This is a genomic window from Pseudonocardia sp. Cha107L01 (assembly GCF_052566575.1).
This window is the reverse complement of sequence record NZ_CP199579.1, coordinates 7,663,001-7,682,674: the sequence shown is the minus strand read 5'-3', so window position 1 is coordinate 7,682,674 and position 19,674 is coordinate 7,663,001. Positions and strand designations below refer to the sequence as shown.

Annotated in this window: 23 protein-coding genes and 1 pseudogene; 18 read left to right on the top strand and 6 right to left on the bottom strand. The window is 72.7% G+C overall.

Features of this window, described 5'->3' with window-relative positions:
• Nucleotides 1-6 precede the first annotated feature (6 nt).
• The 5 genes from ACTXG6_RS36300 to ACTXG6_RS36280 all read left to right on the top strand — a co-directional run bounded on the left by ACTXG6_RS36300 (nt 7) and on the right by ACTXG6_RS36280 (nt 5,710).
• Entirely contained in the window at nt 7-1,158 is a 1,152-nt protein-coding gene (locus tag ACTXG6_RS36300; RefSeq protein WP_445183844.1) for a glycosyltransferase family 4 protein, read from the top strand.
• Nucleotides 1,113-3,314: an amylo-alpha-1,6-glucosidase gene (locus tag ACTXG6_RS36295; protein WP_445183843.1), complete on the top strand. Its 2,202-nt coding sequence runs from the start codon at nt 1,113-1,115 to the stop codon at nt 3,312-3,314. Before ACTXG6_RS36300 ends, ACTXG6_RS36295 begins: the two co-directional genes overlap by 46 nt.
• A 69-nt stretch (nt 3,315-3,383) precedes the next feature.
• A complete protein-coding gene (locus ACTXG6_RS36290) occupies nt 3,384-4,310 on the top strand; it encodes an acyl-ACP desaturase (RefSeq protein WP_445183842.1) in 927 nt (308 codons plus the stop codon).
• A 228-nt stretch (nt 4,311-4,538) separates the two neighbouring features.
• A complete protein-coding gene (locus tag ACTXG6_RS36285) occupies nt 4,539-5,225 on the top strand; it encodes an ABC transporter ATP-binding protein (protein WP_445183841.1) in 687 nt (228 codons plus the stop codon).
• Between the two features lie 281 nt (nt 5,226-5,506).
• Nucleotides 5,507-5,710, top strand: coding sequence for a cold-shock protein (locus ACTXG6_RS36280; RefSeq protein ID WP_445190194.1), 204 nt, complete (start codon nt 5,507-5,509; stop codon nt 5,708-5,710).
• Nucleotides 5,711-5,903: 193 nt separating this feature from the next.
• Here the strand turns inward: ACTXG6_RS36280 and ACTXG6_RS36275 are convergent.
• The 3 genes and pseudogenes from ACTXG6_RS36275 to ACTXG6_RS36265 all read right to left on the bottom strand — a co-directional run.
• A pseudogene (locus tag ACTXG6_RS36275) lies at nt 5,904-6,077 on the bottom strand (LysR family transcriptional regulator); the annotation flags it as partial.
• Nucleotides 6,078-6,093: 16 nt separating this feature from the next.
• On the bottom strand, nt 6,094-6,921 hold the full coding sequence (locus tag ACTXG6_RS36270; RefSeq protein ID WP_445183840.1) for an isocitrate lyase/PEP mutase family protein: 828 nt from the start codon (nt 6,919-6,921) through the stop codon (nt 6,094-6,096).
• 63 nt (nt 6,922-6,984) lie between these two features.
• Nucleotides 6,985-7,443: an SRPBCC domain-containing protein gene (locus ACTXG6_RS36265; RefSeq protein ID WP_445183839.1), complete on the bottom strand. Its 459-nt coding sequence runs from the start codon at nt 7,441-7,443 to the stop codon at nt 6,985-6,987.
• A 107-nt stretch (nt 7,444-7,550) separates the two neighbouring features.
• Here ACTXG6_RS36265 and ACTXG6_RS36260 point away from each other — a divergent pair, with 107 nt between their 5' ends.
• Nucleotides 7,551-8,471, top strand: coding sequence for a hypothetical protein (locus tag ACTXG6_RS36260; RefSeq protein WP_445183838.1), 921 nt, complete (start codon nt 7,551-7,553; stop codon nt 8,469-8,471).
• Nucleotides 8,472-8,493: 22 nt separating this feature from the next.
• Here the strand turns inward: ACTXG6_RS36260 and ACTXG6_RS36255 are convergent, their stop codons facing one another.
• Nucleotides 8,494-8,979: an SRPBCC family protein gene (locus ACTXG6_RS36255; RefSeq protein WP_445183837.1), complete on the bottom strand. Its 486-nt coding sequence runs from the start codon at nt 8,977-8,979 to the stop codon at nt 8,494-8,496.
• Between the two features lie 162 nt (nt 8,980-9,141).
• Here ACTXG6_RS36255 and ACTXG6_RS36250 point away from each other — a divergent pair, with 162 nt between their 5' ends.
• Nucleotides 9,142-10,080, top strand: a complete 939-nt coding sequence (locus tag ACTXG6_RS36250; RefSeq protein WP_445183836.1) for an NAD(P)H-binding protein — start codon at nt 9,142-9,144, stop codon at nt 10,078-10,080.
• Complete coding sequence (locus tag ACTXG6_RS36245) at nt 10,077-10,808, top strand: lysostaphin resistance A-like protein (protein ID WP_445183835.1); 732 nt, start codon at nt 10,077-10,079, stop codon at nt 10,806-10,808. Before ACTXG6_RS36250 ends, ACTXG6_RS36245 begins: the two co-directional genes overlap by 4 nt.
• Before the next feature lie 10 nt (nt 10,809-10,818).
• On the opposite strand, the gene ACTXG6_RS36240 is transcribed toward ACTXG6_RS36245, so the two are convergent.
• Together ACTXG6_RS36240 and ACTXG6_RS36235 are read right to left on the bottom strand one after the other, a co-directional pair.
• Nucleotides 10,819-11,982, bottom strand: coding sequence for an MFS transporter (locus ACTXG6_RS36240; RefSeq protein WP_445183834.1), 1,164 nt, complete (start codon nt 11,980-11,982; stop codon nt 10,819-10,821).
• A complete protein-coding gene (locus ACTXG6_RS36235) occupies nt 11,975-12,505 on the bottom strand; it encodes a MarR family winged helix-turn-helix transcriptional regulator (RefSeq protein ID WP_445183833.1) in 531 nt (176 codons plus the stop codon). Before ACTXG6_RS36235 ends, ACTXG6_RS36240 begins: the two co-directional genes overlap by 8 nt.
• A 61-nt stretch (nt 12,506-12,566) precedes the next feature.
• On the opposite strand from ACTXG6_RS36235, the gene ACTXG6_RS36230 reads away from it, so the two are divergent.
• The 10 genes from ACTXG6_RS36230 to ACTXG6_RS36185 all read left to right on the top strand — a co-directional run bounded on the left by ACTXG6_RS36230 (nt 12,567) and on the right by ACTXG6_RS36185 (nt 19,673).
• Nucleotides 12,567-13,073, top strand: coding sequence for a protein-tyrosine phosphatase family protein (locus tag ACTXG6_RS36230; RefSeq protein WP_445183832.1), 507 nt, complete (start codon nt 12,567-12,569; stop codon nt 13,071-13,073).
• 84 nt (nt 13,074-13,157) lie between these two features.
• Nucleotides 13,158-13,673, top strand: coding sequence for a hypothetical protein (locus ACTXG6_RS36225; protein ID WP_445183831.1), 516 nt, complete (start codon nt 13,158-13,160; stop codon nt 13,671-13,673).
• Nucleotides 13,670-13,924, top strand: coding sequence for an MrpF/PhaF family protein (locus ACTXG6_RS36220; RefSeq protein ID WP_445183830.1), 255 nt, complete (start codon nt 13,670-13,672; stop codon nt 13,922-13,924). Before ACTXG6_RS36225 ends, ACTXG6_RS36220 begins: the two co-directional genes overlap by 4 nt.
• An 8-nt stretch (nt 13,925-13,932) precedes the next feature.
• Nucleotides 13,933-14,238, top strand: a complete 306-nt coding sequence (locus ACTXG6_RS36215) for a monovalent cation/H(+) antiporter subunit G (RefSeq protein ID WP_445183829.1) — start codon at nt 13,933-13,935, stop codon at nt 14,236-14,238.
• Complete coding sequence (locus tag ACTXG6_RS36210; RefSeq protein ID WP_445183828.1) at nt 14,235-14,471, top strand: hydrogenase subunit MbhD domain-containing protein; 237 nt, start codon at nt 14,235-14,237, stop codon at nt 14,469-14,471. The genes ACTXG6_RS36215 and ACTXG6_RS36210 overlap by 4 nt, the downstream gene beginning before the upstream one ends.
• Nucleotides 14,468-15,202 carry an MnhB domain-containing protein gene (locus tag ACTXG6_RS36205; RefSeq protein WP_445183827.1) on the top strand — a complete coding sequence of 245 codons (735 nt, stop codon included), beginning with the start codon at nt 14,468-14,470 and terminating at the stop codon, nt 15,200-15,202. The genes ACTXG6_RS36210 and ACTXG6_RS36205 overlap by 4 nt, the downstream gene beginning before the upstream one ends.
• Nucleotides 15,199-15,546 carry a sodium:proton antiporter gene (locus ACTXG6_RS36200; protein ID WP_445183826.1) on the top strand — a complete coding sequence of 116 codons (348 nt, stop codon included), beginning with the start codon at nt 15,199-15,201 and terminating at the stop codon, nt 15,544-15,546. Before ACTXG6_RS36205 ends, ACTXG6_RS36200 begins: the two co-directional genes overlap by 4 nt.
• 1 nt (nt 15,547) lies before the next feature.
• Nucleotides 15,548-17,392: a complex I subunit 5 family protein gene (locus ACTXG6_RS36195; protein WP_445183825.1), complete on the top strand. Its 1,845-nt coding sequence runs from the start codon at nt 15,548-15,550 to the stop codon at nt 17,390-17,392.
• A 98-nt stretch (nt 17,393-17,490) separates the two neighbouring features.
• Nucleotides 17,491-18,639: a carboxylate-amine ligase gene (locus tag ACTXG6_RS36190; protein ID WP_445183824.1), complete on the top strand. Its 1,149-nt coding sequence runs from the start codon at nt 17,491-17,493 to the stop codon at nt 18,637-18,639.
• A gap of 98 nt (nt 18,640-18,737) precedes the next feature.
• Entirely contained in the window at nt 18,738-19,673 is a 936-nt protein-coding gene (locus tag ACTXG6_RS36185) for a lysophospholipid acyltransferase family protein (protein ID WP_445183823.1), read from the top strand.
• The last annotated feature ends 1 nt before the right edge of the window (nt 19,674 follow it).

Below are 19,674 nucleotides of genomic sequence, written 5' to 3'. Positions count from 1 at the left end.
CCCCGGATGCGCATCGGCCTTATCGCCCCGCCGTGGATTCCCACCCCGCCGCCGGCCTACGGAGGCATCGAGCGGGTCGTCGCGATACAGGCCGCCGGGATGGCGGCCGCCGGTCATGATGTGACGCTCGTTGCCGCGCCGGGATCGGCGGTACCCGGGGTCCGGGTGGTCTCACCGCTGGAGCGGCTGCCCGCCCAGATCGGGATGGCCACCGACGAGTGGTGCCACGTGCTCGGCGGGCTGGACGCGCTGTCCGGCGTCGACATGGTGTTCGACCACTCCGGTCCGCTCGGGGCGCTCCTGTCCGCGCAGGCCGACGTACCGTCGATGCACGTGGTCCACGGGTCGCTGGAGACCGAGCTGCTCGGCCTCTACGAAGGGCTGTCCGCCCGGGCCCCCCGGCTGCGGCTGGCCGCGATCAGCCGCTCGCAGCGGAGCGCGGCGCCGCACCTGCCGTTCTCCGGGGTCTGCTACAACGCGATCGACCTCGAGGAGGCCCCGTTCCGGGCCGAGCCAGGGGGCTACCTGGCATTCCTCGGCCGGATGGCCCCGGAGAAGGGCGTCGCCGCGGCCATCACGCTGGCGCGGCGGGCCGGCCTGCCGCTGCGGATCGCCGCCAAGTGCCGGGAACCCGCTGAGCAGGCCTACTTCGAGCGGGCCGTCGCGCCCCACCTCGGGCCCGACGTGGAGTACCTCGGCGAGCTGGGCCGGGCGGCGACCTACGAGTTCCTGTCCCGCGCGTCCGCGCTGCTGTTCCCGATCTCGTGGCGCGAGCCGTTCGGCATGGTGCTGATCGAGGCGATGGCCTGCGGTACGCCCGTTCTGGCCACCAACCGGGGCGCCGTCCCCGAGGTGGTGCTCGACGGGGTGACCGGCTTCGTGCGGGACACACCGGCCGAGCTGGCCCCGCTGGTCGAGCGGATCGGCGAGATCGACCGGGCGGCCTGTCGACGGCACGTGGCCGAGCATTTCTCCGCCGAGGCGCTGGTCCGGGGCTACACCCGACTGCTGGAGCCGGAGCCGACAGCACGGTCCGCCGCGGCACCCATGGTCTTCAGCGCTCCGGTGTCACCGCCGCGCCCGATGCGCGTTCCGCACAACGGGGCGGCTCGGTGGCCCGACCGGGCGCGGCCGGCGGCGCGGCGGGCGGTCGGATGACGGCCGGGTCGGTGCCGGACCTGGACCCCCTGGCGCCGCCGGGGGTGCTCGCCGGCCCGGGCTCGATCACGGTCATCGCCGGGCTGACCTTCGCCATCTCCGACGAGCGTGGCGACATCGGGCCGGGGCCGTTCGGGCTGATCACCGACGACACCCGGCACCTGTCCGGCCTGCGGGTCCTGCTGGACTCCGAACCGCTGCGGCACCTGGGCTCGGGCCTGGTGAGTTCGTCGGTGGCGCATTTCCGCGGCTACGCCACCTTGCGGGACCGGCTGCCGGACGCCCCCGTCGAGTGCGAGCGGCGGCGCGAGCTCACCCCCGCGGGGCTGGTGGAGACTCTGACCCTGCGCTGCTGGACACCTGAGCCGGTGGTGTTGGACCTCGAGATCGAGCTGGACGCCGACTTCGCCGACATCTTCGAGGTCCGCCGCCTCGCCGGTGATCCCACGCCCCGGCCGGCGGCCGCTCCGGTGGCCGAGTCGGCGGGTCGACTGCGGTTCAAGTCGGCCGCAACGGTCCGCTCCACAACGGTGCTGCTCGACCCGCCGCCCGACCTGGTCGAGCTGCGGACCGCGCGCTGGGCGGTGCCGCTGAGCCGGGACCGACCGTGGGTGCTGCGCACCGAGGTGCGCGCCCACCGCGGTTCCGGCACCGAGGAACGGCCGGTGATCCGACCGAGGGCGGAACACGTGGGACGCCCCGACGTGGTGGTGCACAGCGAACCGGAACGCCTGGCCAGGGCGAGTCTGCGTTCGCTCGCCGACCTGGACGCGCTCAGCATCCCGGACGACCGGGACCCGTCCCGGCGGTTGCTGGCCGCGGGCATCCCGTGGTTCGTTGCACTGTTCGGGCGGGACGTGCTGATCTCGAGCTACCAGGCCCGCGCGTTCCGTCCGGAGCTGATGACCGATGCCCTGGCCGCGCTGGCCGCGCGGCAGGGCCGCGTCGACGACCCCGGCAACGGTGAGCAGCCCGGCAAGATCCTGCACGAGGTGCGGTTCGGCGACCTGCCCTGGCTGGGCGAGGGCACCAGCGGCGGGGTGCGCCCGTACTACGGCAGCGCCGACTCGACCCCGCTGTTCCTGATCATGCTGGGGGAGGCGATGCGCTGGGGCGCGCCCCGCGAGGCGCTTGAGGCGCTGCTGCCGGCCGCCCGGGAAGCGCTGCAGTGGCTCCGCGGTCCCGGCGACCCCGACCGGGACGGGCTGATCGAGTACGCCGCTGCGGGGTCGCGCTCGCTGGTCAACCAGGGCTGGAAGGACTCCGAGAACGCGGTGCAGTTCGCGGACGGCCGGCTCGCCACGGCGCCGATCGCGGTGGTCGAGGTGCAGGGCTACGCCTACCGGGCCCGCCGTGAGCTGGCCGCCGTGCTCGCCCACCTGGGCTTCCCCGCCGAGGCCGACGAGCTCGCCGCCGAGGCGGAGCAGCTGCGCGGCCTGATCCGGGATCGCTACTGGCGCCCCGGGACCGACGGTGCGCCCGGCTACTTCGCGATGGCGCTGGACGGTGCCAAACGGCAGGTCGACTCGATCACCTCGAACATGGGCCACCTGCTGTGGTGCGGGGTCCCCACGCAGTCCGAGGCCGAGCAGGTCGCCGAGCACCTGGGGAGCCCGGCGCTGGCCAGCGGCTGGGGGCTGCGCACGCTGTCCGACCAGATGGCCGGCTTCAACCCGATCTCCTACCACGTGGGTTCGGTGTGGCCGCACGACACGGTGATCGCCTGCGAGGGCCTGCGGCGCTACGGCCTCGACGAGGTGGCGATGCGGCTCGCCGGCGACCTGCTGGACGCATTGGCGATCTTCGACGACCGGCTGCCCGAGCTGTTCGGCGGGCACCGTCGCGAGCCGGGGGACTTCCCGGTGCCCTATCCCACCGCGTGCCGCCCGCAGGCGTGGGCGGCCGGTGTGCCACTGGCCATCGCCACCATGTGCCTCGGCCTGCAACCCGACGTCCCGGCCGGCACGATCACCGTCAACCCCGCCCTGCCCAGGGGCCTGCGCCGCATCGAGCTGCACGGCATCCCGCTGCCCGGTGGGGAGCTGTCCCTGACGTTCGGCGCGGATGGCACCCGGGCACTCGCCACGCCCGAGGGGCTGCGGCTCGAGCTCACCGCGGGCAAGCCGGTACCGCCTGTTCCGGGAGTCCGCTCCTGAGGTCCGCCGACAGGTATCCGTGGGCGCAAGTTGCCCTGCGGTGCCGCGTCGGCGACTACCGTGGGTGGCATGGAGGAAACTGCCTGGTTGCTCCAGGAGCTCGAACCCGTAGTGACCGAGAATCTGGAACGCCATCTGTCGATGGCGAAGGAATGGATGCCGCACGAGTACGTGCCGTGGAGCCAGGGTCGTGACTACGCCGACCTGGGTGGCACGGACTGGGACCCGAACGAGTCGCGGCTCTCGCCGATCGCGCGGACGGCGCTCGAGGTCAACCTGCTGACCGAGGACAACCTGCCCAGCTACCACCGGGAGATCGAGCGCGCGTTCGGCCGGGACCGGGCCTGGGGGGCCTGGGTGCACCGCTGGACCGCCGAGGAGGGCCGGCACGCCTACTGCATCCGTGACTACCTGTTGGTCACCCGAGGGGTCGACCCGGTGGAACTCGAGCGGGCCCGGATGCAGGTGATGGAGACCGGGTACGACGCGGAGGAGAAGCCCATCCTGCACGTCCTGGCGTACGTGTCGTTCCAGGAGCTCGCCACCCGCATCTCGCACCGCAACACCGGCCGCTACGCCGAGGACCCGGTGTGCGAGCGGCTGCTCAGCCGGGTCGCGACCGACGAGAACCTGCACATGGTCTTCTACCGCAACCTCGTCTCCGCCGCGATGGAGGTAGCTCCCGGGCCGACGATGCGCGCCATCGCCGACGAGATGGCCGGGTTCGAGATGCCGGGCGCGGTGATCCCCGGTTTCACCCGCAAGGCGGCCATGATCGCCCAGGCCGGGATCTACGACCTGCGCATCCACCACGACGAGATCGTGCAGCCGCTGCTGCGGCACTGGCGCGTGTTCGACATCGAGGGCCTGGACGCCGACGGCGAGCGGGCCCGTGACGAGCTGGCCGCGACGGTCGCCGCGCTCGGCGCCCAGGCCACCCGGTTCGAGGAGCAGCGGGCCCGCACCAAGGCGCGGGTGGCGGCGCGCCAGGGCTGACCGGACCGTCCGACGAAATCTGCTGGTCCGCACACTTTCGGACCGGTCAATTTTCGGCCGTTCGGGCGTAGGGTTGGTGTCATCGGGAGCTCTTCGCGCGTAGGCGCTCGAGCCTGCGTCGCTCTTGAGGAGATACCACTCGGGCAGCTCCGGCTGTCCGGAGACCGGAGCGCCGACATGACGTCGCCATCCACCGCACCCGCCGGAGCCGCGTCGCCGGTGCGATCGATGATCCAGCTCGAGGGAGTCACCAAGATCTATCGGATGGGCGAGGTCGAGCTCCGGGCCCTGGACGACGTCGATCTGAGCATCGCCGAGGGCGAGCTCGTCGCCATCATGGGCCCGTCCGGCTCCGGCAAGACCACCATGATGAACATCCTGGGCTGCCTGGACATCCCGACCGAGGGGAGCTACCACCTCGACGGGATCGACGTGGCCGCGCGCAGCGACAACGAGCTGGCCGCCATCCGCAACCACAAGATCGGCTTCGTGTTCCAGTCGTTCAACCTCATCCCGCGCACCAGCGCGTCCCGCAACGTGGAGCTGCCGCTGGTGTACGCCGGGGCGAAGGACCGCGCGGCCAGGGCCAGGCGGGCGCTGGAGCAGGTCGGGCTGGGCAACCGGCAGAAACACCTGCCGAACGAGCTGTCCGGCGGCCAGCAGCAGCGGGTCGCGATCGCCCGCGCCCTGGTGACGGACCCGGCGATGTTGCTGGCCGACGAGCCGACCGGCAACCTGGACTCCGCGTCCAGCATCGAGATCATGAAGCTGTTGGTCGGGCTGAACGAAGCGGGGCGCACCGTCGTGCTGATCACGCACGAGGAGGAGATCGCCACGTTCGCCAAGCGGGTCATCCGACTGCGGGACGGCCGGATCGTCAGCGACCGGGCCGAGCACTCGGGGCCCCGCCCGTAGTTCTTCGGGCCTTGCCGGCCCGCCGGCTCGTTGTCGTGGTTTTCCGAGTCGTGGTTTTCCGAGTCGTGGATTTCCGAGTCGCGGATTGCCGACCGGATCGGGAACGAATCGGGACATCTCGGCGTTGTAGGAAGTGGTCGTCGGTTTCGGTGTTCGTGTGATGCACGCCCGCGGGAACGAGTTGGTGTTCGAGGGTCAGCGTCATGAGGGCGTTGACCAGCGCGCTGGTGTCGGCTGAGCGCCCGCACAGTGCGGGGGTTTTATTGCTTGGAGTACATCGCATGGCACAGGGAACTGTGAAGTGGTTCAACGGTGAGAAGGGCTTCGGCTTCATCTCGATCGACGGCGGCGGAGACGACGTCTTCGTGCACTACTCGGCGATCGACGGCGGCGGCTTCCGCAGCCTCGACGAGGGGCAGCGCGTGGAGTTCGAGGTCGGCCAGGGCGCCAAGGGCCCGCAGGCCCAGGGCGTGCGCGTCGTCTGACCCGCTCACCACTGTTCGACAGGAAGCCCGTTCCTCCGTTAGGAGGGGCGGGCTTCCGCCATTTCCACCCGATGAGCATGCTGATCCGGAGCTCGCCGGTGATTCCGGCGGCGACCTCGCGGACCGCCTCGACGCTGTGCCGGATCTCGTGGAAGGCGGGTCGGAGCCGGTCCCGCAGCAGCTCGCCGAGCAGGGTGAGGCGGACCTGTCGGCTGGTGCGGTCGAAGAGCCGGCCACCGATGCGCGACTCGATCGAGCGGATGGTCTGGCTGACCCGGGACTGGGACAGGTGCAGCCGCGTTGCGCTGCGGCCGAAGTGCAGCTCCTCGGCCAGCACGAGGAACGTCTCGATCTCCCTCAGCTCCACCCGACGCCGCCGGCGGTCAGGGCGGCGGCGCGGCGGCGAAGGCCGCCTGGGCGGCTTCAGCGCCCAGCGCGGAGCGTGCGAAGAGCGCGGTCGGGTTGCCGCCGAGCAGCTCCCGGGCGGCCTCGACCAGGGCGCCGAGCGCGAAGGCGAACCGGCCGCCCACCGAGACCCGCCGGACCCCGGCAGCGGCGAGCTCGGCCATGCTCGGGCCGCCGGCCACCGCCAACACGTTGACCGGGCGGTCCACCGAGCTGACCACGGTGCGGATGTCGTCCAGCGCGCGCAGCCCGGGGGCGTAGAGCACGTCCGCGCCGGCCTCCTGATAGGACTGCAGCCGGCCGATCGTGTCGGCCAGGTCGGGACGGCCGTGCAGGTAGTTCTCCGCCCGCCCGGTCAGGACCAGCCGGGTCGGACCGGCGTGCGCGGCCTCCGCCGCCGCGGTGATCCGTTCGGCGGCCCGCGCACGGTCGTAGATCGGGTCGTCCGCGCCGCCGGTGAAGTCCTCGATCGAACAGCCCGCCAACCCGGCGTCCAGAGCCAGCCGCACCGTCTCCGCGACGTGTTCGGGGCTGTCGCCATAGCCGTTCTCCAGGTCGGCCGACACCGGAAGATCGGTGGCCGCGACGATGGCGGCGGCATGCCGCAGGGCCTGGTCCCGGGTGACCGAGCCGTCGAGCTGCCCCAGGGTGGCCGCGTAGCCGCTGCTCGTCGTGGCCAGGGCGGCGAACCCCAGCGAGGCCAGCAGCCGTGCCGATCCGACATCCCACGGATTGGGCAGCAGCAGGAGCTCGGAGCCGTGATGCAACCGCCGGAAATACTCGGTCCGATCACTCGCCAAGGTCATGTCGGCGACGCTAGCAGGACGGTCCGACGCTCCGGTCCTGGTTTCCCGCCGCGCACCGCGCGGTCAGAACGCCAGGAGCGCCTCGGCGAGCAACTTCAGGCTCTGCTCAAGCTCCTCGCGCGACACCATCGGCAGCATCGGGCGGATCTTGGGGTGGGTGACGGCCGACCAGTCGTAGGTCAGGGTGACCGCCGTGCGGTCCGGGCCGTCGGCCTCGAGACGGTAGGCGTAGCTGTGCCCGAGCGGGTCCTTGCCGACCTGGCCGGGAGCCCAGCTGATCGCCACGTCACGCTCGTAGCTGGTGACCACGTTCTCCGACTCGTAGTCGCCGAGGTCGTCGCGGTGCATCCTCATCCGGAAGACGTCGCCGACCTCGGTGAGCACGGTGTGCGTCTCCGAGGCGCGCACCGACCGCGATCCGTCGAACACGTGGTGCTGGTCCGGGTCGGCGAGCATCGCGAAGACCCGCTCGATCGGGGCGTCGATCGTGCGGGTCACGGTGATCTGGTCCGGGTTGGTCATGGAGCGCAGCCTACGGCCGGCGCCAGACGCTGCGTGCGGGGTCGTGCTCTGGTACGGATTGCGCAAGTTCGCCCTCGGGGCGATCGGCTCGGCGGAAGGGGTGCGGCATGACGCGGTCCGAAGAGCAGGCAACAGAGCGGCCTTCACCCGAAGACTCCGACGATGCCCGCGACACTGACGAGTCGGTCGAGTCGGTCGACGAGGAGAACGACCGGGCGAAACCCGACACGGAGGACTCCGACTCCGCCGAGGACGACTCCGAGGACTCCGACTTTGTCGAGGACTCCGCCGACTCCGCCGATGACGCCGATGACGCCGATGACTCGGACGACGCCGATGACTCGGACGACGCCGACTCCGCCGATGACGCCGATGACGCCGATGACTCGGACGACGCCGATGACTCGGACGACGCCGACTCCGCCGATGACGCCGATGACGCCGATGACTCGGACGACTCCGATGACGCCGATGACTCGGACGACTCCGACGACGCCGACGCCGAGGACTCGGGTCCGGCGCTGCCGCCGATCGAGCCGGTGGGGCTCAGGGTGCTGGTGGCGGAGTACGAACAGGCCGAGGGCGGTGATCGGCTGCCGTGGAACTGGGCGGCGCTGCCGGACGGTCACCGGGAGACGCTCGTCGCGCTGGTCGACGACTTCGTCGGCTCGTACAACCGGCTGTGGGCGATGACCGACGAGCAGACCGTGCCGCCCTGCTGGTACCGCCATCCGGCACTCGCCTACGACCTGGCCGCTATGGCCTGGGCCTACTACGAGGCGTACCGACACCGCGAGGCGACACCGGGCCGCGCACTGGACTTCCAGGCCCAGCTGGCCGCCTTCGGTGAACGGCTCGAGCGCTGGTTGGGCAGCCAACCCGGGGAGTGCCGGGGCGGGAACCACCCGCGCGACTGGCGCCACGTCAGGGAAAGCGTGCGGGACCACGCTCCGGGGTCCGTGGACCACGCCGACGCGGTCGCACTGCTCGGCGCGGAGAACTTCGGGTTCGGTCGGCCCGGCCGCTGATCGGGAGGCCACTCACAGGCTGTCAGCCGCGGCGGGCGGACTCCTGCACTCCGAGGTGGTTGAGCAGGTTTGTCGAGAACCGCTCACCCATGCGCTGCATCGTGCCCTCCATGATGCGGACCACCGCCGGCGCCGCGAGTTTGGACAGCGGGAGCTCGACGTGCAGCGTGAGGCTGATCGACAGCTGGGTACCGCCCTTGACGTCGGACAGCTTGTAGATCCCCTCCGCGCCGGTGCGCTCGTTGGCGCCCTTCGGCGGTTCGTGGGTGTAGTCGATCCGGCGGCCCTCGTCGAACTTCATCCGCTCGGTGAACGCGGTGCTGATGCCGACACCCAGGACGGAGATGCGGACCAGGTGCCAGGTCCAGAGGTCACCGTCGGCGTCGATCCGCCGCAACAGGGGGGTCAGCTTCGGCAGCAGGACCGGATCGGTCAGAACCGCCCAGATCTCGGACCGCTCTGCCGGCACGACAGCCTCGGACTTGTTCGTTGCGGTGAAGCGGCTCATTCTCCTGGGTTCCCGCAAGCCACCCGTTTCATGACTGATGTGACGAGTTCCCCAGGAACCCGCCTTCGGCGGTGCGACCCCGCACACGAACCGGTTTCGGTCCCGGTCGCCCGGGTAGCCGTAGACCTGGGGGAGCCGACGGACGAGGGAGAGAACCAAGGCGTGCGGATACTGGTAGCGGGATCGTCCGGGTTCGTCGGCGTGCGGCTGTGTCCCGCGCTCGCGGAAGCCGGTCATCAGGTGCGGGCGATGACCCGGCGGCCGGAGCGGTACCTCGGCGTCGGCGAGCCGGTGTACGGCGATGTGAGTGAACCCGATTCGCTGCGCGCCGCGCTGAACGGCTGCGACGCGGCCTACTACCTGGTGCACTCCCTGGACAGCGCCGACTTCACCGACCGCGATGCCGCCGCGGCCCGCGCCTTCGCCGGCGCCGCGGCCGAGGCGGGGCTGCGCCGGATCGTCTACCTCGGCGGGCTGGGCGACGACGGCGACCACCTCTCGGAGCACCTGCGCAGCCGACGCGCGGTGGAGGAGCTGCTGGGGTCCACCGGCGTGCCGGTCACCACGCTGCGCGCCGGGATCATCGTCGGCCACGGCGGCATCTCGTGGGAGATCACCCGCCAGCTGGTGGAGCGGCTGCCGGCCATGATCGCGCCGCGCTGGGTGCGGACCCGGACCCAGCCGATCGCGGTCGCCGACGTGGTGCGCTACCTCGTCGGAGTGCTCGAGCTGCCGGCCGCGGCCGCCGCGCGCGCCTTCGACATCGGCGGCCCCGAGGTGTTGGAGTATGGCGACATGCTCCGCAGGGTGTCCGCCATCCAGGGCCGCTCGACGCTGGTCCTGCCGATACCGCTGCTGTCGCTGGCGCTGTCCTGGCCGCTGTCGGTGTGCTGGCAGACCTGGCGCTGGGTGTCGCTCGGCTTGTGGTTGGTCACCGACGTGGACCCGAAGGCCGGCCGCGCGCTGCTCGGGTCGATGAACAACGAGGTCGTGGTGCGCGAGGACAGCATCCGGGAGCTGGTGCCGTTCGAGCCGATGGACTACGACCACGCGGTGCTGGAAGCCCTGGGTGAGCGCGTGCGGGCGGAACGGGTGTCATGACCGGCCACCCGAGCCCCGACACGGGCACCGCCGAGCCGCGGCGCCGCCGGTGGGTCGTCGGCGGCACCCTGCTGGCCAGCTCCGGGCTGCTCAACGCGTCGATGTCCACGACACCGGGCTCCGCGCGCTTCTACGGCCTGACCTTCGGCGCGGCCGCGACCCTGACCGCCGGCGGGTTGGCGTCCGGGCCGGTGCACCGGGGCTTGACCGGGGCCGGCGGTCCGGGCCAGCCCAACCGCCGCCGCCCGGTGCTCGGGCCGGTACTGCTCGGGGTGGGCGCGTTCGCGGTGTTCTACGGACTCGCGCTCGTCGCCCGGCACATCCCGCCGCTGCGCTGGGCGATCTCGAAGGTGCTGAGCTACGCGCACCACGGGTCGGAGACGCTGGTGCTGCTCACCACGCTCGCCAACGGTGCCGCCGAGGAGGTCTTCTTCCGCGGTGCCGGTTACCTCGCCGTCGGTGACCGACACCCGGTCGCGCTGTCCACCGCGCTCTACGCGCTGGCCACCACCGCCACCCGCAACCCCGCGCTGGTGCTGGCCTCAGCGGTGCTGGGCACTCTGTTCGGCCTGCAGCGGCGGGCCACCGGCGGGGTGCAGGCCCCGATGCTGACCCACCTGACCTGGTCGGCGCTGATGCTCCGCTTCCTGCCGCCGCTCTTCCAGCCGCCCACACCTGAGCAGTCGGCGCCCGCGCCGGGAGAGTTTCCCGCAACGCGAGCCCGGTGAACCGCGGCGGTCACCGGGCCGGTGGGGCCTGGGCCGACGCGAGGGCGACGAGCGCGGCCGCGCCGATCAGCGCCGCCGGGTAGCCGTAGCTGTGGATGACCGCGCCGGCGAGGGCGGGCCCGGTGACGGTGCCGAGGGTGAGCGCGGTGTTGACGGCCGCGAGCCCGCCGGAGGGCCGCTCGTGGAAGACCTCGGCGCTCCACAGTCCCTGCGCCGCGACCACGCCGTTGTAGGCGACCCCGAACAGCGTGGCGGAGATCAGCGCCGCACCGAGGTGTGAGCCGGCCACACCCAGCAGCGCCACCGCGGCCGTCAGCACCACGCACAGGGCGAGGTAGCAGCGGCGCAGCCCGATCCGGTCCGTGACCATGCCGGTCACCGAGGCGAGGATCCCGGCGACGCCGCAGCCGGCGAACGCGATCCGGGCGGGCGTCTCGGCCACCCCCGCCACCCGCATGGCGTCGACGCTGAAGGCCCACCACACCGAACTGCCCGCGCCGACCAGGACGGCAGACACCAGCAGCGGCCGCGAGCGCGGGCACACGAACCAGGACCACCGAAGCCGGGGGAGCGGGTGCTCGGTCCGAGGGCATTGGGCGGGTGCGGCGCGCACCGCGACCACCCCGACGACCGCCGCGATCCCGGCGAAGACCAGCCAGACCGGGCGCCAGTGCCCGCCGAGCACGATCGCCAGCGGCCCGGCGATCGCCACGCCCCAGCCGGTGCCCGAGCTGATCGCCGACCACGAGACGGCCCGCCGCCGGGCGGGCACCCGCTGGGCGACCACGTCGGCGTACGGCGGGAAGGCCAGGCCCGCCGCCGAACCCGCCACCAGCACCCCGACGGCCAGCCCGAGCGGACCGTCGGCGGCGGCGATCGCGGCCATGCCGAGGGCCGCCAGCGACGCGGCCATCGCGATGGGCAGCCGGGGACCGAAGCGGGCGGTCAGCCAGACGACGGCGATGTTGCCCGCCAGGTAGGCCAGGTACGCGCCCGACGCGATCAGGCCCGCGGCGCGCGGGTCCAGTCCGAGTCCGGCCTGCATGTCCGGCAGCAGCAGGCCGTAGCCGTAGCGGGCGAGCCCGAAGGTCACCGCGATCATCGCGGCGCCCGGCAGGACCACGCGCAGGGTCGCGGCGGTCTCGGTGCGGGTTCGGACGCGGGCCTCACGCATCGGGCGCAGCTCCTTCCGGGACGGTGTGCTGCAGCGGGCAGGCGTGCTCACGGTCGCGGCAGGCGGACCGATCGCACAGGCGGCATACGCGCAGTGCGGCGAACTCGTCGTCGGTGACGCCGCCGACCATCTTGGCCAGCATCGATTCCAGGGCGACCCGCTCGGTGGGGGACAGGGCGGCGACCGCGCGGGACAGCGTCGCCCGCCGGCCGGCCAGGATCGACTCCGCCCTGGCGGCGCCGGCGGGGGACAGCTCCAGCTGCCGGCTCCGGGCGTCGCGACCGGTGTTGCGCTCCACCAGGCCGGCACTGACCAGCCGTTCCACCAGGCGGGTCACCCCGGAGGTGGTGAGCCCGAGCACGCCGCCCAGCCAGCCCACGGTCCGCCCCGGATGGGCCAGCATTGTCACCAGGGCCGCGCTCTCCGAGCTCGACGCACCGGTCCCCGCCGGCTCGTCGCCGGCCAGCAGCCGGTCGGCCAGAGCCAGCGAATGCGCACCGAGCAGGTTCTCCAACCTCGCCATGTGCCTCAGTGTGTATTAGTTGACTGCCGCAGGCAACTAATAACTCCGGCACGATGGGACCATGGCCGAACCACTGACCGGGACGATCGCGCTGCCGGACGGCACCCTCATCCGGGGGCGGGGCCGCCGGGAACCGATGCCCGAGGGGCCGCTGCCCGACTTCGGGCTCTACCTCGGCCGGCCTCCGAGGCGGCAGCGGGGCCGGCTCCAGGACTGGCGCTTCCGGGCCCGACCGCACGAGGCCTGGCGGCCCGACTGGGCGGCGGACTGGGTCGACTGGCCGGACTTCCGCACCCCGCGCGACGACAAGCTCTGTGCCAACCGCATCGAGCACACCTACCGGCTGGCCCACGCCGGACGCCGGGTCGAGGTGGCCTGCGTGGGCGGCACCGGCCGCACCGGCACGGTCATCGCCTGCCTCGCCGTCCTCGCCGGACACCCGGCCGCCGACGCGCTGCGCTGGACCCGCGACCACTACCGGCCCCGAGCCGTCGAGACGCCCGGTCAGCGTCGCTGGATCCAGTGGTTCGCCGAGCACAGCGGGCGGGGGACGACACCTCCCGGGTAGCCGGTCCGGGCCTGGTCGTGGGGTCCTAACCCCCCGCCGGTACCGCCCGGGGGTTAGGACCTGGCGCGGTGGGTATCTGACGACGTGGCCCAGTTCGTCGAGACGCTCGTGTGGTGGGTGGTGCTGTGCGGGCTGTGGCTGCTCACCCTGTCGACGTTCCCGACCCCGGAGCTGGTCGCGGCGGTCGCGGTCTCGCTGCCCTGCGCGGCGGCGGCGACCGTCGCGCGGCGCGCGGTCGGCGCGTCGTGGCGGGTGCGCCCGGGGTGGGCCCGCTGGCTCCCGCCGCTGCCGGTCGCCGTGCTCGCCGACACCGTTCGGGTGCTGGCGGCGGTGCTGCGCCGCCCGGTGGTGCGCGGCGAACGGGGCCGGCTACTCCGCGTCGCCCCGCCTCCGGAGTCCGACAAGCGCTACGCGGCCACCCAGCGGGCGCTGGTCGTGGTCGCCCTGTCGCTGTCGCCGGGCTCGGTCGTCGTCGGGGCCGCCAACGACCCCGACCGCGACGGCGACGGCGACGGCGACCCCGACCGCGAGGGCGACGAACTGTTGCTGCACGTCCTGGCCGACGGCCCGCCCCGGATGAACGAGGTGATCGAGCGATGACGTCCTGGCTGATCGGCGCCGTCGTCCTGATGGTCGGCGGCCTCGGGCCCGCGCTGTGGTTGGGCTCGCGGGGCGAGCCGGTGCACCGGCTGGTGGGGCTCGAGCTCGGCAGCTCGGTCACCGTGCTGATCCTGCTGCTGCTGTCCCAGGTTGCCGGCCAGTCGCAGTTCCTGATCGTGCCGCTGGTGCTGGCGCTGCTGTCCTTCGCCGGCACGCTCGTGTTCACCCGCCTGCTGGCACCGCGCCGATGACCGCGCCGATGACCGTGCCAGGGCTCGTCTCGGAGCTCCTGCTTGGCGCCGGGGTGCTGGTCACGGTGGCCTCCTCGGTGGCGGCGCTGCTGGTGCGGTCGCTGTATGACCGGCTGCACTTCCTGACCCCGGTCACCTCACTGGCCGGGCCGTTGGTGGGGGCGGCGCTCGCCATCGGGAACGGCTGGGGGACGACCACCGGGCAGATCCTGTTCGTCGTGCTGCTGCTCGCGGTGACCGGGCCGGTGCTCGGGGCCGCGACCGGGAGGCTGGCCCGGCGCAGTGCCGAACCCGACCTGGGGCGGTCGCGGTGAGCCTCGCGATCGCCGTGGCGCTCGTTCTCGTCGCCGTGGCCGGGACCGCTGTGGTGGCCACGGCCGTCCCCGAGCGGCAGGCGGTGACGCTGTCGGTCTACGGGCTCATGCTGACCGTGCTGTTCTTCCTGCTGCAGGCCCCGGACGTGGCGCTAGCCCAGCTCGCGGTCGGCGCGGCCGTCGTCCCGCTCATGGTGATGCTGGCCCTGCGCACGATCAGCAGGCACCGATGACCCGGCCGGTGCGGATCGTGCTCTTCCTGGTCGCGGCGGCGGGCGTGGCGCTCTGCTACCTCGGCGCGGTGTTCGGTCTGCCGGAGCTGGGCACCCCGGTACACCCGTACCGCGACCAGGCGGTGGCCGCGGCGGTGGCGCGGTCCACCGCGAACGTGGTCTCCGCGATCAACTACGACCAGCGGGCGCTGGACACGCTGGGCGAGGAGACGATCGTGCTCGGCTCGGTGGTCGGCGCCGCCGCCCTGCTGCGCCCGACCGGGAAGGAACGCAAGGGCACCGTGCGCGATGCCGACGAGACGCTGCCCTCGGTGGCGCTGCTGGGGTACCTGCTGCTGCCGGTGACCCTGCTGGTCGGCGCGAACCTGGTGCTGCACGGGCAGCTGACCCCCGGCGGTGGCTTCCAGGGCGGCGTCGTGCTCGGCACCGCCATCCACCTGATCTACCTGACCGGCCGCTACCAGGCGCTGGACCGGGTACGCCCGCTGGCCGTGTTCACCGCCGGCGAGGCGCTGGGCACCACGCTGTTCGCGGCACTCGGGCTGGTCGGCGTCGCGACCGGCGCCGGGTTCCTGGCGAACGTGCTGCCGGCCGGGGTGTGGGGCTCGCTGCTCTCCGCCGGCACGGTGCCGCTGCTGAACATCGCCGTCGGGGTGGAGGTCGCCTCCGGGGTGGTCGTGCTGCTCACCAAGTTCCTTGACCAGGCGCTGCGGATCGTGGGTACGGAATGACCGTGTTCGCCTACGGGGTGGCCGGCTGGCTGCTGCTGCTCGGCGCGTTCGGGATCGCCGTCAGCCGCGACATCGTGCGGTCCGTGGTGTGTCTGTCCGTGGCGCAGTCCGGCACGTACGTGCTGCTCATCGCCGTCGGGTACCAGAAGGGGGCGGCGGCGCCCGTGTTCGGCAGCACGAACCCGCCGAGCCGCGACGTCGTCGACCCGGTGGTGCAGGCGCTGACCCTGACCGACGTCGTCGTGTCGGCCACGGTCACCGCGCTGCTGCTGGCGCTGGCCATCCAGGTGGCCAAAACGCAGGGGACCACCGATCCCGACGAGCTGAGCTCGCTGAAGGGCTGACATGCCGGACAGCGCGGACCTCGCCCCGCTCGCCATCTCGCTGCCCATCCTGGTGGCCTGCCTGCTGCTCGCGGGCGGCGCGAGGTTGCCGCGCCGCGCGGTGGACGCGACGGCTACGTCGGCGGCCGCCGCGGTGGTCCTGCTGGATCTCGCGCTGCTGATGGCCACCCTGCACGGGCCGGTCGTCACCTGGTCGGGCGGCTGGACGCCGAAGAACGGCGTCAGCGTGGGCGTCGTGCTGGTCGCCGACCCGGTCGGCGCCGGGGCCGCACTCACCGCTGCCATCCTGATGGTGCTCGCACTGGTCTACAGCTGGAGCTACTTCGACTCCGCGCAGGGGCACTTCCATGCGCTGATGCTGCTGTTCCTGGCCGGGATGACCGGCTTCGCGCTGTCCGGCGACCTGTTCAACATGTTCGTGTTCTTCGAGCTGATGGGGGCGGTGGCGTACGCGCTGACCGGCCACAAGATCGAGGAACCGACGTCGGTGCAGGGGGCGCTGTCCTTCGGGCTGATCAACTCGCTCGGCGCCTACCTGACCCTGTTCGGCATCGGCCTGCTCTACTCCCGCACCGGGCAGCTGGGGCTCGCGCAGCTGGCGGTCGCGCTGTCCGGGCGCCCGCCCGACGTACTCGTCGCGGTGGCGTTCTGCCTGGTCGCGACCGGGCTCCTGGTGAAGGCGGCGATCGTGCCGTTCCACCTCTGGCTGGACGACGTCCATGCCGTGGCGCCCACGCCGGTGTGCGTGCTGTTCTCCGGGATCATGGTCGAGCTCGGCCTGTACGGGATCATGCGGGTGTACACCGTGGCGTTCGCCGGCGCCCTGCCCGAGGCGGACGTGCACCGGGTGCTGCTCGTCCTCGGCACGCTGAGCGCGGTGGTGGGCGCGATCATGTGCTTCGCCCAGCGGCACCTCAAACGGCTGCTGGCCTACTCGACGATCGCGCACCTCGGCCTGTTCCTGGTGGCGTTCGCGACCTTCAGCGCCGAGGGCAGCCAGGGCGCACTGCTCTACGCCGCCGCCCATTCGGCGGTCAAGGCGGCGTTGTTCCTGATCGCCGGGGTGATCCTGAACCGCTACGGCGGCGTCGACGAGCTGGACCTGCACGGGCGGGGCCGCGACGCGACGCTGCTGCCCTGGCTGATGTTGCTCGGCGGCTTTGCGCTCGCCGGGCTGCCCCCGTTCGGCTCCGCGCTGGGCAAGGCGGTCGCCGAGGAGGCGGTGGCGCGTGCGGGGCAGCCCTGGGGGCCGGCGGTGTTCGTACTGGTCTCCGCGCTCACCGGGGCGGCGGTCATCCGAGCCGCGCTGCGCATCTACTTCGGCGCCGGGTCGGGCCCGCCGAAGTCCAGCTCGACGGTGGAGATGACCGGGTCGGACGAGGAGGCCGAGGTGGGCGGTCTGCTGCGGCGGGTACCGCTCACCATGCTCGTGCCGATCGTGGTGCTGTTGACCGGAGCACTGGCGCTCGGCGTCGTGCCCGGCGTGGCGGCGGCGGTCGGTGCGGCAGCGGACCGCTTCGGGGACCGGGCGGGCTACCTGACCCAGACCCTCGGCGCGGTGCCGACCGGGCCGCTCGCGGCGGTGGGCCCGACCGCGCACGGCGGCTGGACGGTCTCCGGCGTGGCACTCGGGCTGCTCTCCGCGACGCTGGCGGCGCTGTTCGCGGCCACGGCGCTCTACCGGGACCGGCTGCCCTCGGTCGCGACCACACCGGCCCGGTGGGTGTCCCCGGCCCTGAACGGTTTGCGGGCGGCGCACTCCGGGCACGTCGGCGACTACGTCACCTGGCTGTTCGTCGGGGTCGCGGTGCTCTGTGGCTTTCTGGTTCTGCCTCTGTTGCGGTGAGGTTTCCAGGCCCGGGATGGGCCAGCCGGCCCGTTTCGGGCCCGGGCGCGGGGGTAATCGTGGCCAAGACCGACAGGGACCCGCGTGGAGGTAGCGAAGTGACACGTCGCAGCATGGGTGTCGAGGAGGAGTTCCTGCTGGTCGACCCGGCCGACGGCCAGGTGCGCGCGATGGCCGCCGCGGCACTGGGCGCCGACGCGGCGCGGCACGAGGACGGCACCGAGAGCGGCCACGAGAGCGGCACCGAGGACGGGACCGAGGACGGCGAGGGTGATGTCGAGGCGGAGCTGCAGCTGCAGCAACTCGAGACGAACACCGACCCGTGCCGGTCCCTCACCGAGCTGGGCGAGCAGCTGCGGCGGGCGCGCCGGCAGGCCTCCGAGGCTGCGCGGGCGGTCGGCGTGGAGATCGCCGCGCTGGCCTCCTCACCGCTGCCGGCGAAGCCGGCGTTCACCCCGTCGCGGCGCTACCAGCGCCTGCGGGAGCGGTTCGGGCTGCTCGCCGAGGACCAGCTGACCTGCGGCTGCCACATCCACGTCGAGGTCGGGTCCGACGAGGAGGGGGTGGCGGTGGTCGACCGGATCCGGCCCTGGCTGGCGCCGTTGCTGGCCCTCTCGGGCAACTCGCCGTTCTGGCAGGGCGAGGACTCCACCTACGCCAGCTACCGCACCCAGGTGTGGTCGCGCTGGCCTTCGGCGGGACCGACCGAGCTGTTCGGTTCGGCGGAGACGTACCACGAGACGGTCCGGGCGATGACCGAGTCGCGGACCGTGTTGGACAGCGGCATGGTCTACTTCGACGCCCGCCTGTCCCGGCAGTACCCGACCGTGGAGATCAGGGTCGCCGACGTCTGCCTGCACGCGGACGACGCGGTGCTGCTCGCCGCGCTGGCCCGGGCCCTCGTGCGGACCGCCGCCCGGCAGTGGCGCGACGGCGAGGCTGCCCAGCCGGTCCGGCTCGAGCTGCTGCGACTGGCCGCGTGGCGAGCCAGCAGGTACGGGCTCGACGCCGCGCTGCTCGACCCCGTCACGATGCGCCCGGCGCCGGCCCGCGCTGTCCTCGACGGTCTGCTCGAACACGTGCGGGACGCCCTCGAGGACGTTGGTGACCACGCCGACGTGTCCGAGCTGTACGGCGCGCTGCTCGGCAGGGGCAACGGGGCGCGGGTCCAGCGAGCGGCCCACGCCAGGGCCAGCAGCCTGGCCGACGTGGTGACCGACGGCGTGCGCCGGACGCTGGCCAGTTGACGCCGGCCAGCCCGCTGTGACCGGCCGGCTCGTTTGCCAGCTGTGTCGCCTGGGTATGCGGACCAGAACAGGCCCCTCGACCAGCGGAGATGAGCGGGATGGCGGAGCCCAATCGGTCGAGCCCCAATCGGTCGAACGAGGCCCAGCAGCGGGCCGAGCGGCATGCCGAGCAGGCCAGGAAGGACATGGCGCAACGGCGGGAGGATGCCTCGGGCGTCGCCGGGTGGGTCGGCGAGCGGGCCGGCGACTGGTCGCTGAGCGGCCCGGACGAGACCGCCATGCAGGGCCAGAAGTTCTTCTGGAACGCGCTGATCGACTACTGGTTCCGGATGGAGATGGAGGGCTGGGAGCACCTGCCGGAGTCGCCGGTCCTGCTGGTCGGCATCCACTCCGGTGCCCCCTTCGTGTGGACGGTGGGGGTGCAGTGGTGGCGCCGGTTCGGCCAGGAGCGCCCGCTGCACGGCACCGCGCACGACGCGCTGATGGCCCTGCCCGGGGTGGGCAGGTTCTTCCGGTCCATGGGCGTGCTGCCCGCAGCACCCGACTCGATCATGTCCGCGCTCGCCGCCGGGCGGGACGTGGCGCTGTGGCCCGGCGGCGAGGTGGACTCACTGCGGCCGTGGCACCAGCGGGACCGGGCGATTCTGGCCGGTCGCAAGGGGTTCGTGAAGCTGGCCATCCGGGCGGGCGTGCCGATCGTGCCCGTCGCCACGGTGGGCGGCGCCGACGCCATGCCGGTGCTGTTCAAGGGCGACCGGCTGGCCAGGATTTTGCGACTCGACAGCGTCGCTCGGCTCAAGGTCTTCCCGATCGCCGTGTCGCTGCCCTGGGGCATCGCGCCGGCGGTACTGCCCCAGCTGTCGTTGCCGGCCAAGATCCGCACCGCTCTGCAGCCCCCGGTATCCGTCGGGGAGGACCCGGACCGGGCGGACGACGAGGCCTACCTGGAGCGCAAGTACCAGGAGGTACAGGACAGCATCCAGCACGGCATGGACGCGCTCGCCCGCCGCCGCGCCTTCCCGCTGTTCGGCTGAG

Bases quoted from the DNA above. Each gene is read 5' to 3' on its own strand.
- ACTXG6_RS36260 (WP_445183838.1), top strand. From the start codon at position 7,551: ATGACGCGGTCCGAAGAGCAGGCAACAGAGCGGCCTTCACCCGAAGAC.
- ACTXG6_RS36205 (WP_445183827.1), top strand. From the start codon at position 14,468: ATGACCCGGCCGGTGCGGATCGTGCTCTTCCTGGTCGCGGCGGCGGGC.
- ACTXG6_RS36220 (WP_445183830.1), top strand. From the start codon at position 13,670: ATGACGTCCTGGCTGATCGGCGCCGTCGTCCTGATGGTCGGCGGCCTC.
- ACTXG6_RS36195 (WP_445183825.1), top strand. From the start codon at position 15,548: ATGCCGGACAGCGCGGACCTCGCCCCGCTCGCCATCTCGCTGCCCATC.
- ACTXG6_RS36215 (WP_445183829.1), top strand. From the start codon at position 13,933: ATGACCGTGCCAGGGCTCGTCTCGGAGCTCCTGCTTGGCGCCGGGGTG.
- ACTXG6_RS36230 (WP_445183832.1), top strand. From the start codon at position 12,567: ATGGCCGAACCACTGACCGGGACGATCGCGCTGCCGGACGGCACCCTC.
- ACTXG6_RS36245 (WP_445183835.1), top strand. From the start codon at position 10,077: ATGACCGGCCACCCGAGCCCCGACACGGGCACCGCCGAGCCGCGGCGC.
- ACTXG6_RS36200 (WP_445183826.1), top strand. From the start codon at position 15,199: ATGACCGTGTTCGCCTACGGGGTGGCCGGCTGGCTGCTGCTGCTCGGC.
- ACTXG6_RS36240 (WP_445183834.1), bottom strand. From the start codon at position 11,982: ATGCGTGAGGCCCGCGTCCGAACCCGCACCGAGACCGCCGCGACCCTG.
- ACTXG6_RS36270 (WP_445183840.1), bottom strand. From the start codon at position 6,921: ATGACCTTGGCGAGTGATCGGACCGAGTATTTCCGGCGGTTGCATCAC.
- ACTXG6_RS36235 (WP_445183833.1), bottom strand. From the start codon at position 12,505: ATGGCGAGGTTGGAGAACCTGCTCGGTGCGCATTCGCTGGCTCTGGCC.
- ACTXG6_RS36265 (WP_445183839.1), bottom strand. From the start codon at position 7,443: ATGACCAACCCGGACCAGATCACCGTGACCCGCACGATCGACGCCCCG.
- ACTXG6_RS36255 (WP_445183837.1), bottom strand. From the start codon at position 8,979: ATGAGCCGCTTCACCGCAACGAACAAGTCCGAGGCTGTCGTGCCGGCA.
- ACTXG6_RS36300 (WP_445183844.1), top strand. From the start codon at position 7: ATGCGCATCGGCCTTATCGCCCCGCCGTGGATTCCCACCCCGCCGCCG.
- ACTXG6_RS36290 (WP_445183842.1), top strand. From the start codon at position 3,384: ATGGAGGAAACTGCCTGGTTGCTCCAGGAGCTCGAACCCGTAGTGACC.
- ACTXG6_RS36280 (WP_445190194.1), top strand. From the start codon at position 5,507: ATGGCACAGGGAACTGTGAAGTGGTTCAACGGTGAGAAGGGCTTCGGC.
- ACTXG6_RS36285 (WP_445183841.1), top strand. From the start codon at position 4,539: ATGATCCAGCTCGAGGGAGTCACCAAGATCTATCGGATGGGCGAGGTC.
- ACTXG6_RS36185 (WP_445183823.1), top strand. From the start codon at position 18,738: ATGGCGGAGCCCAATCGGTCGAGCCCCAATCGGTCGAACGAGGCCCAG.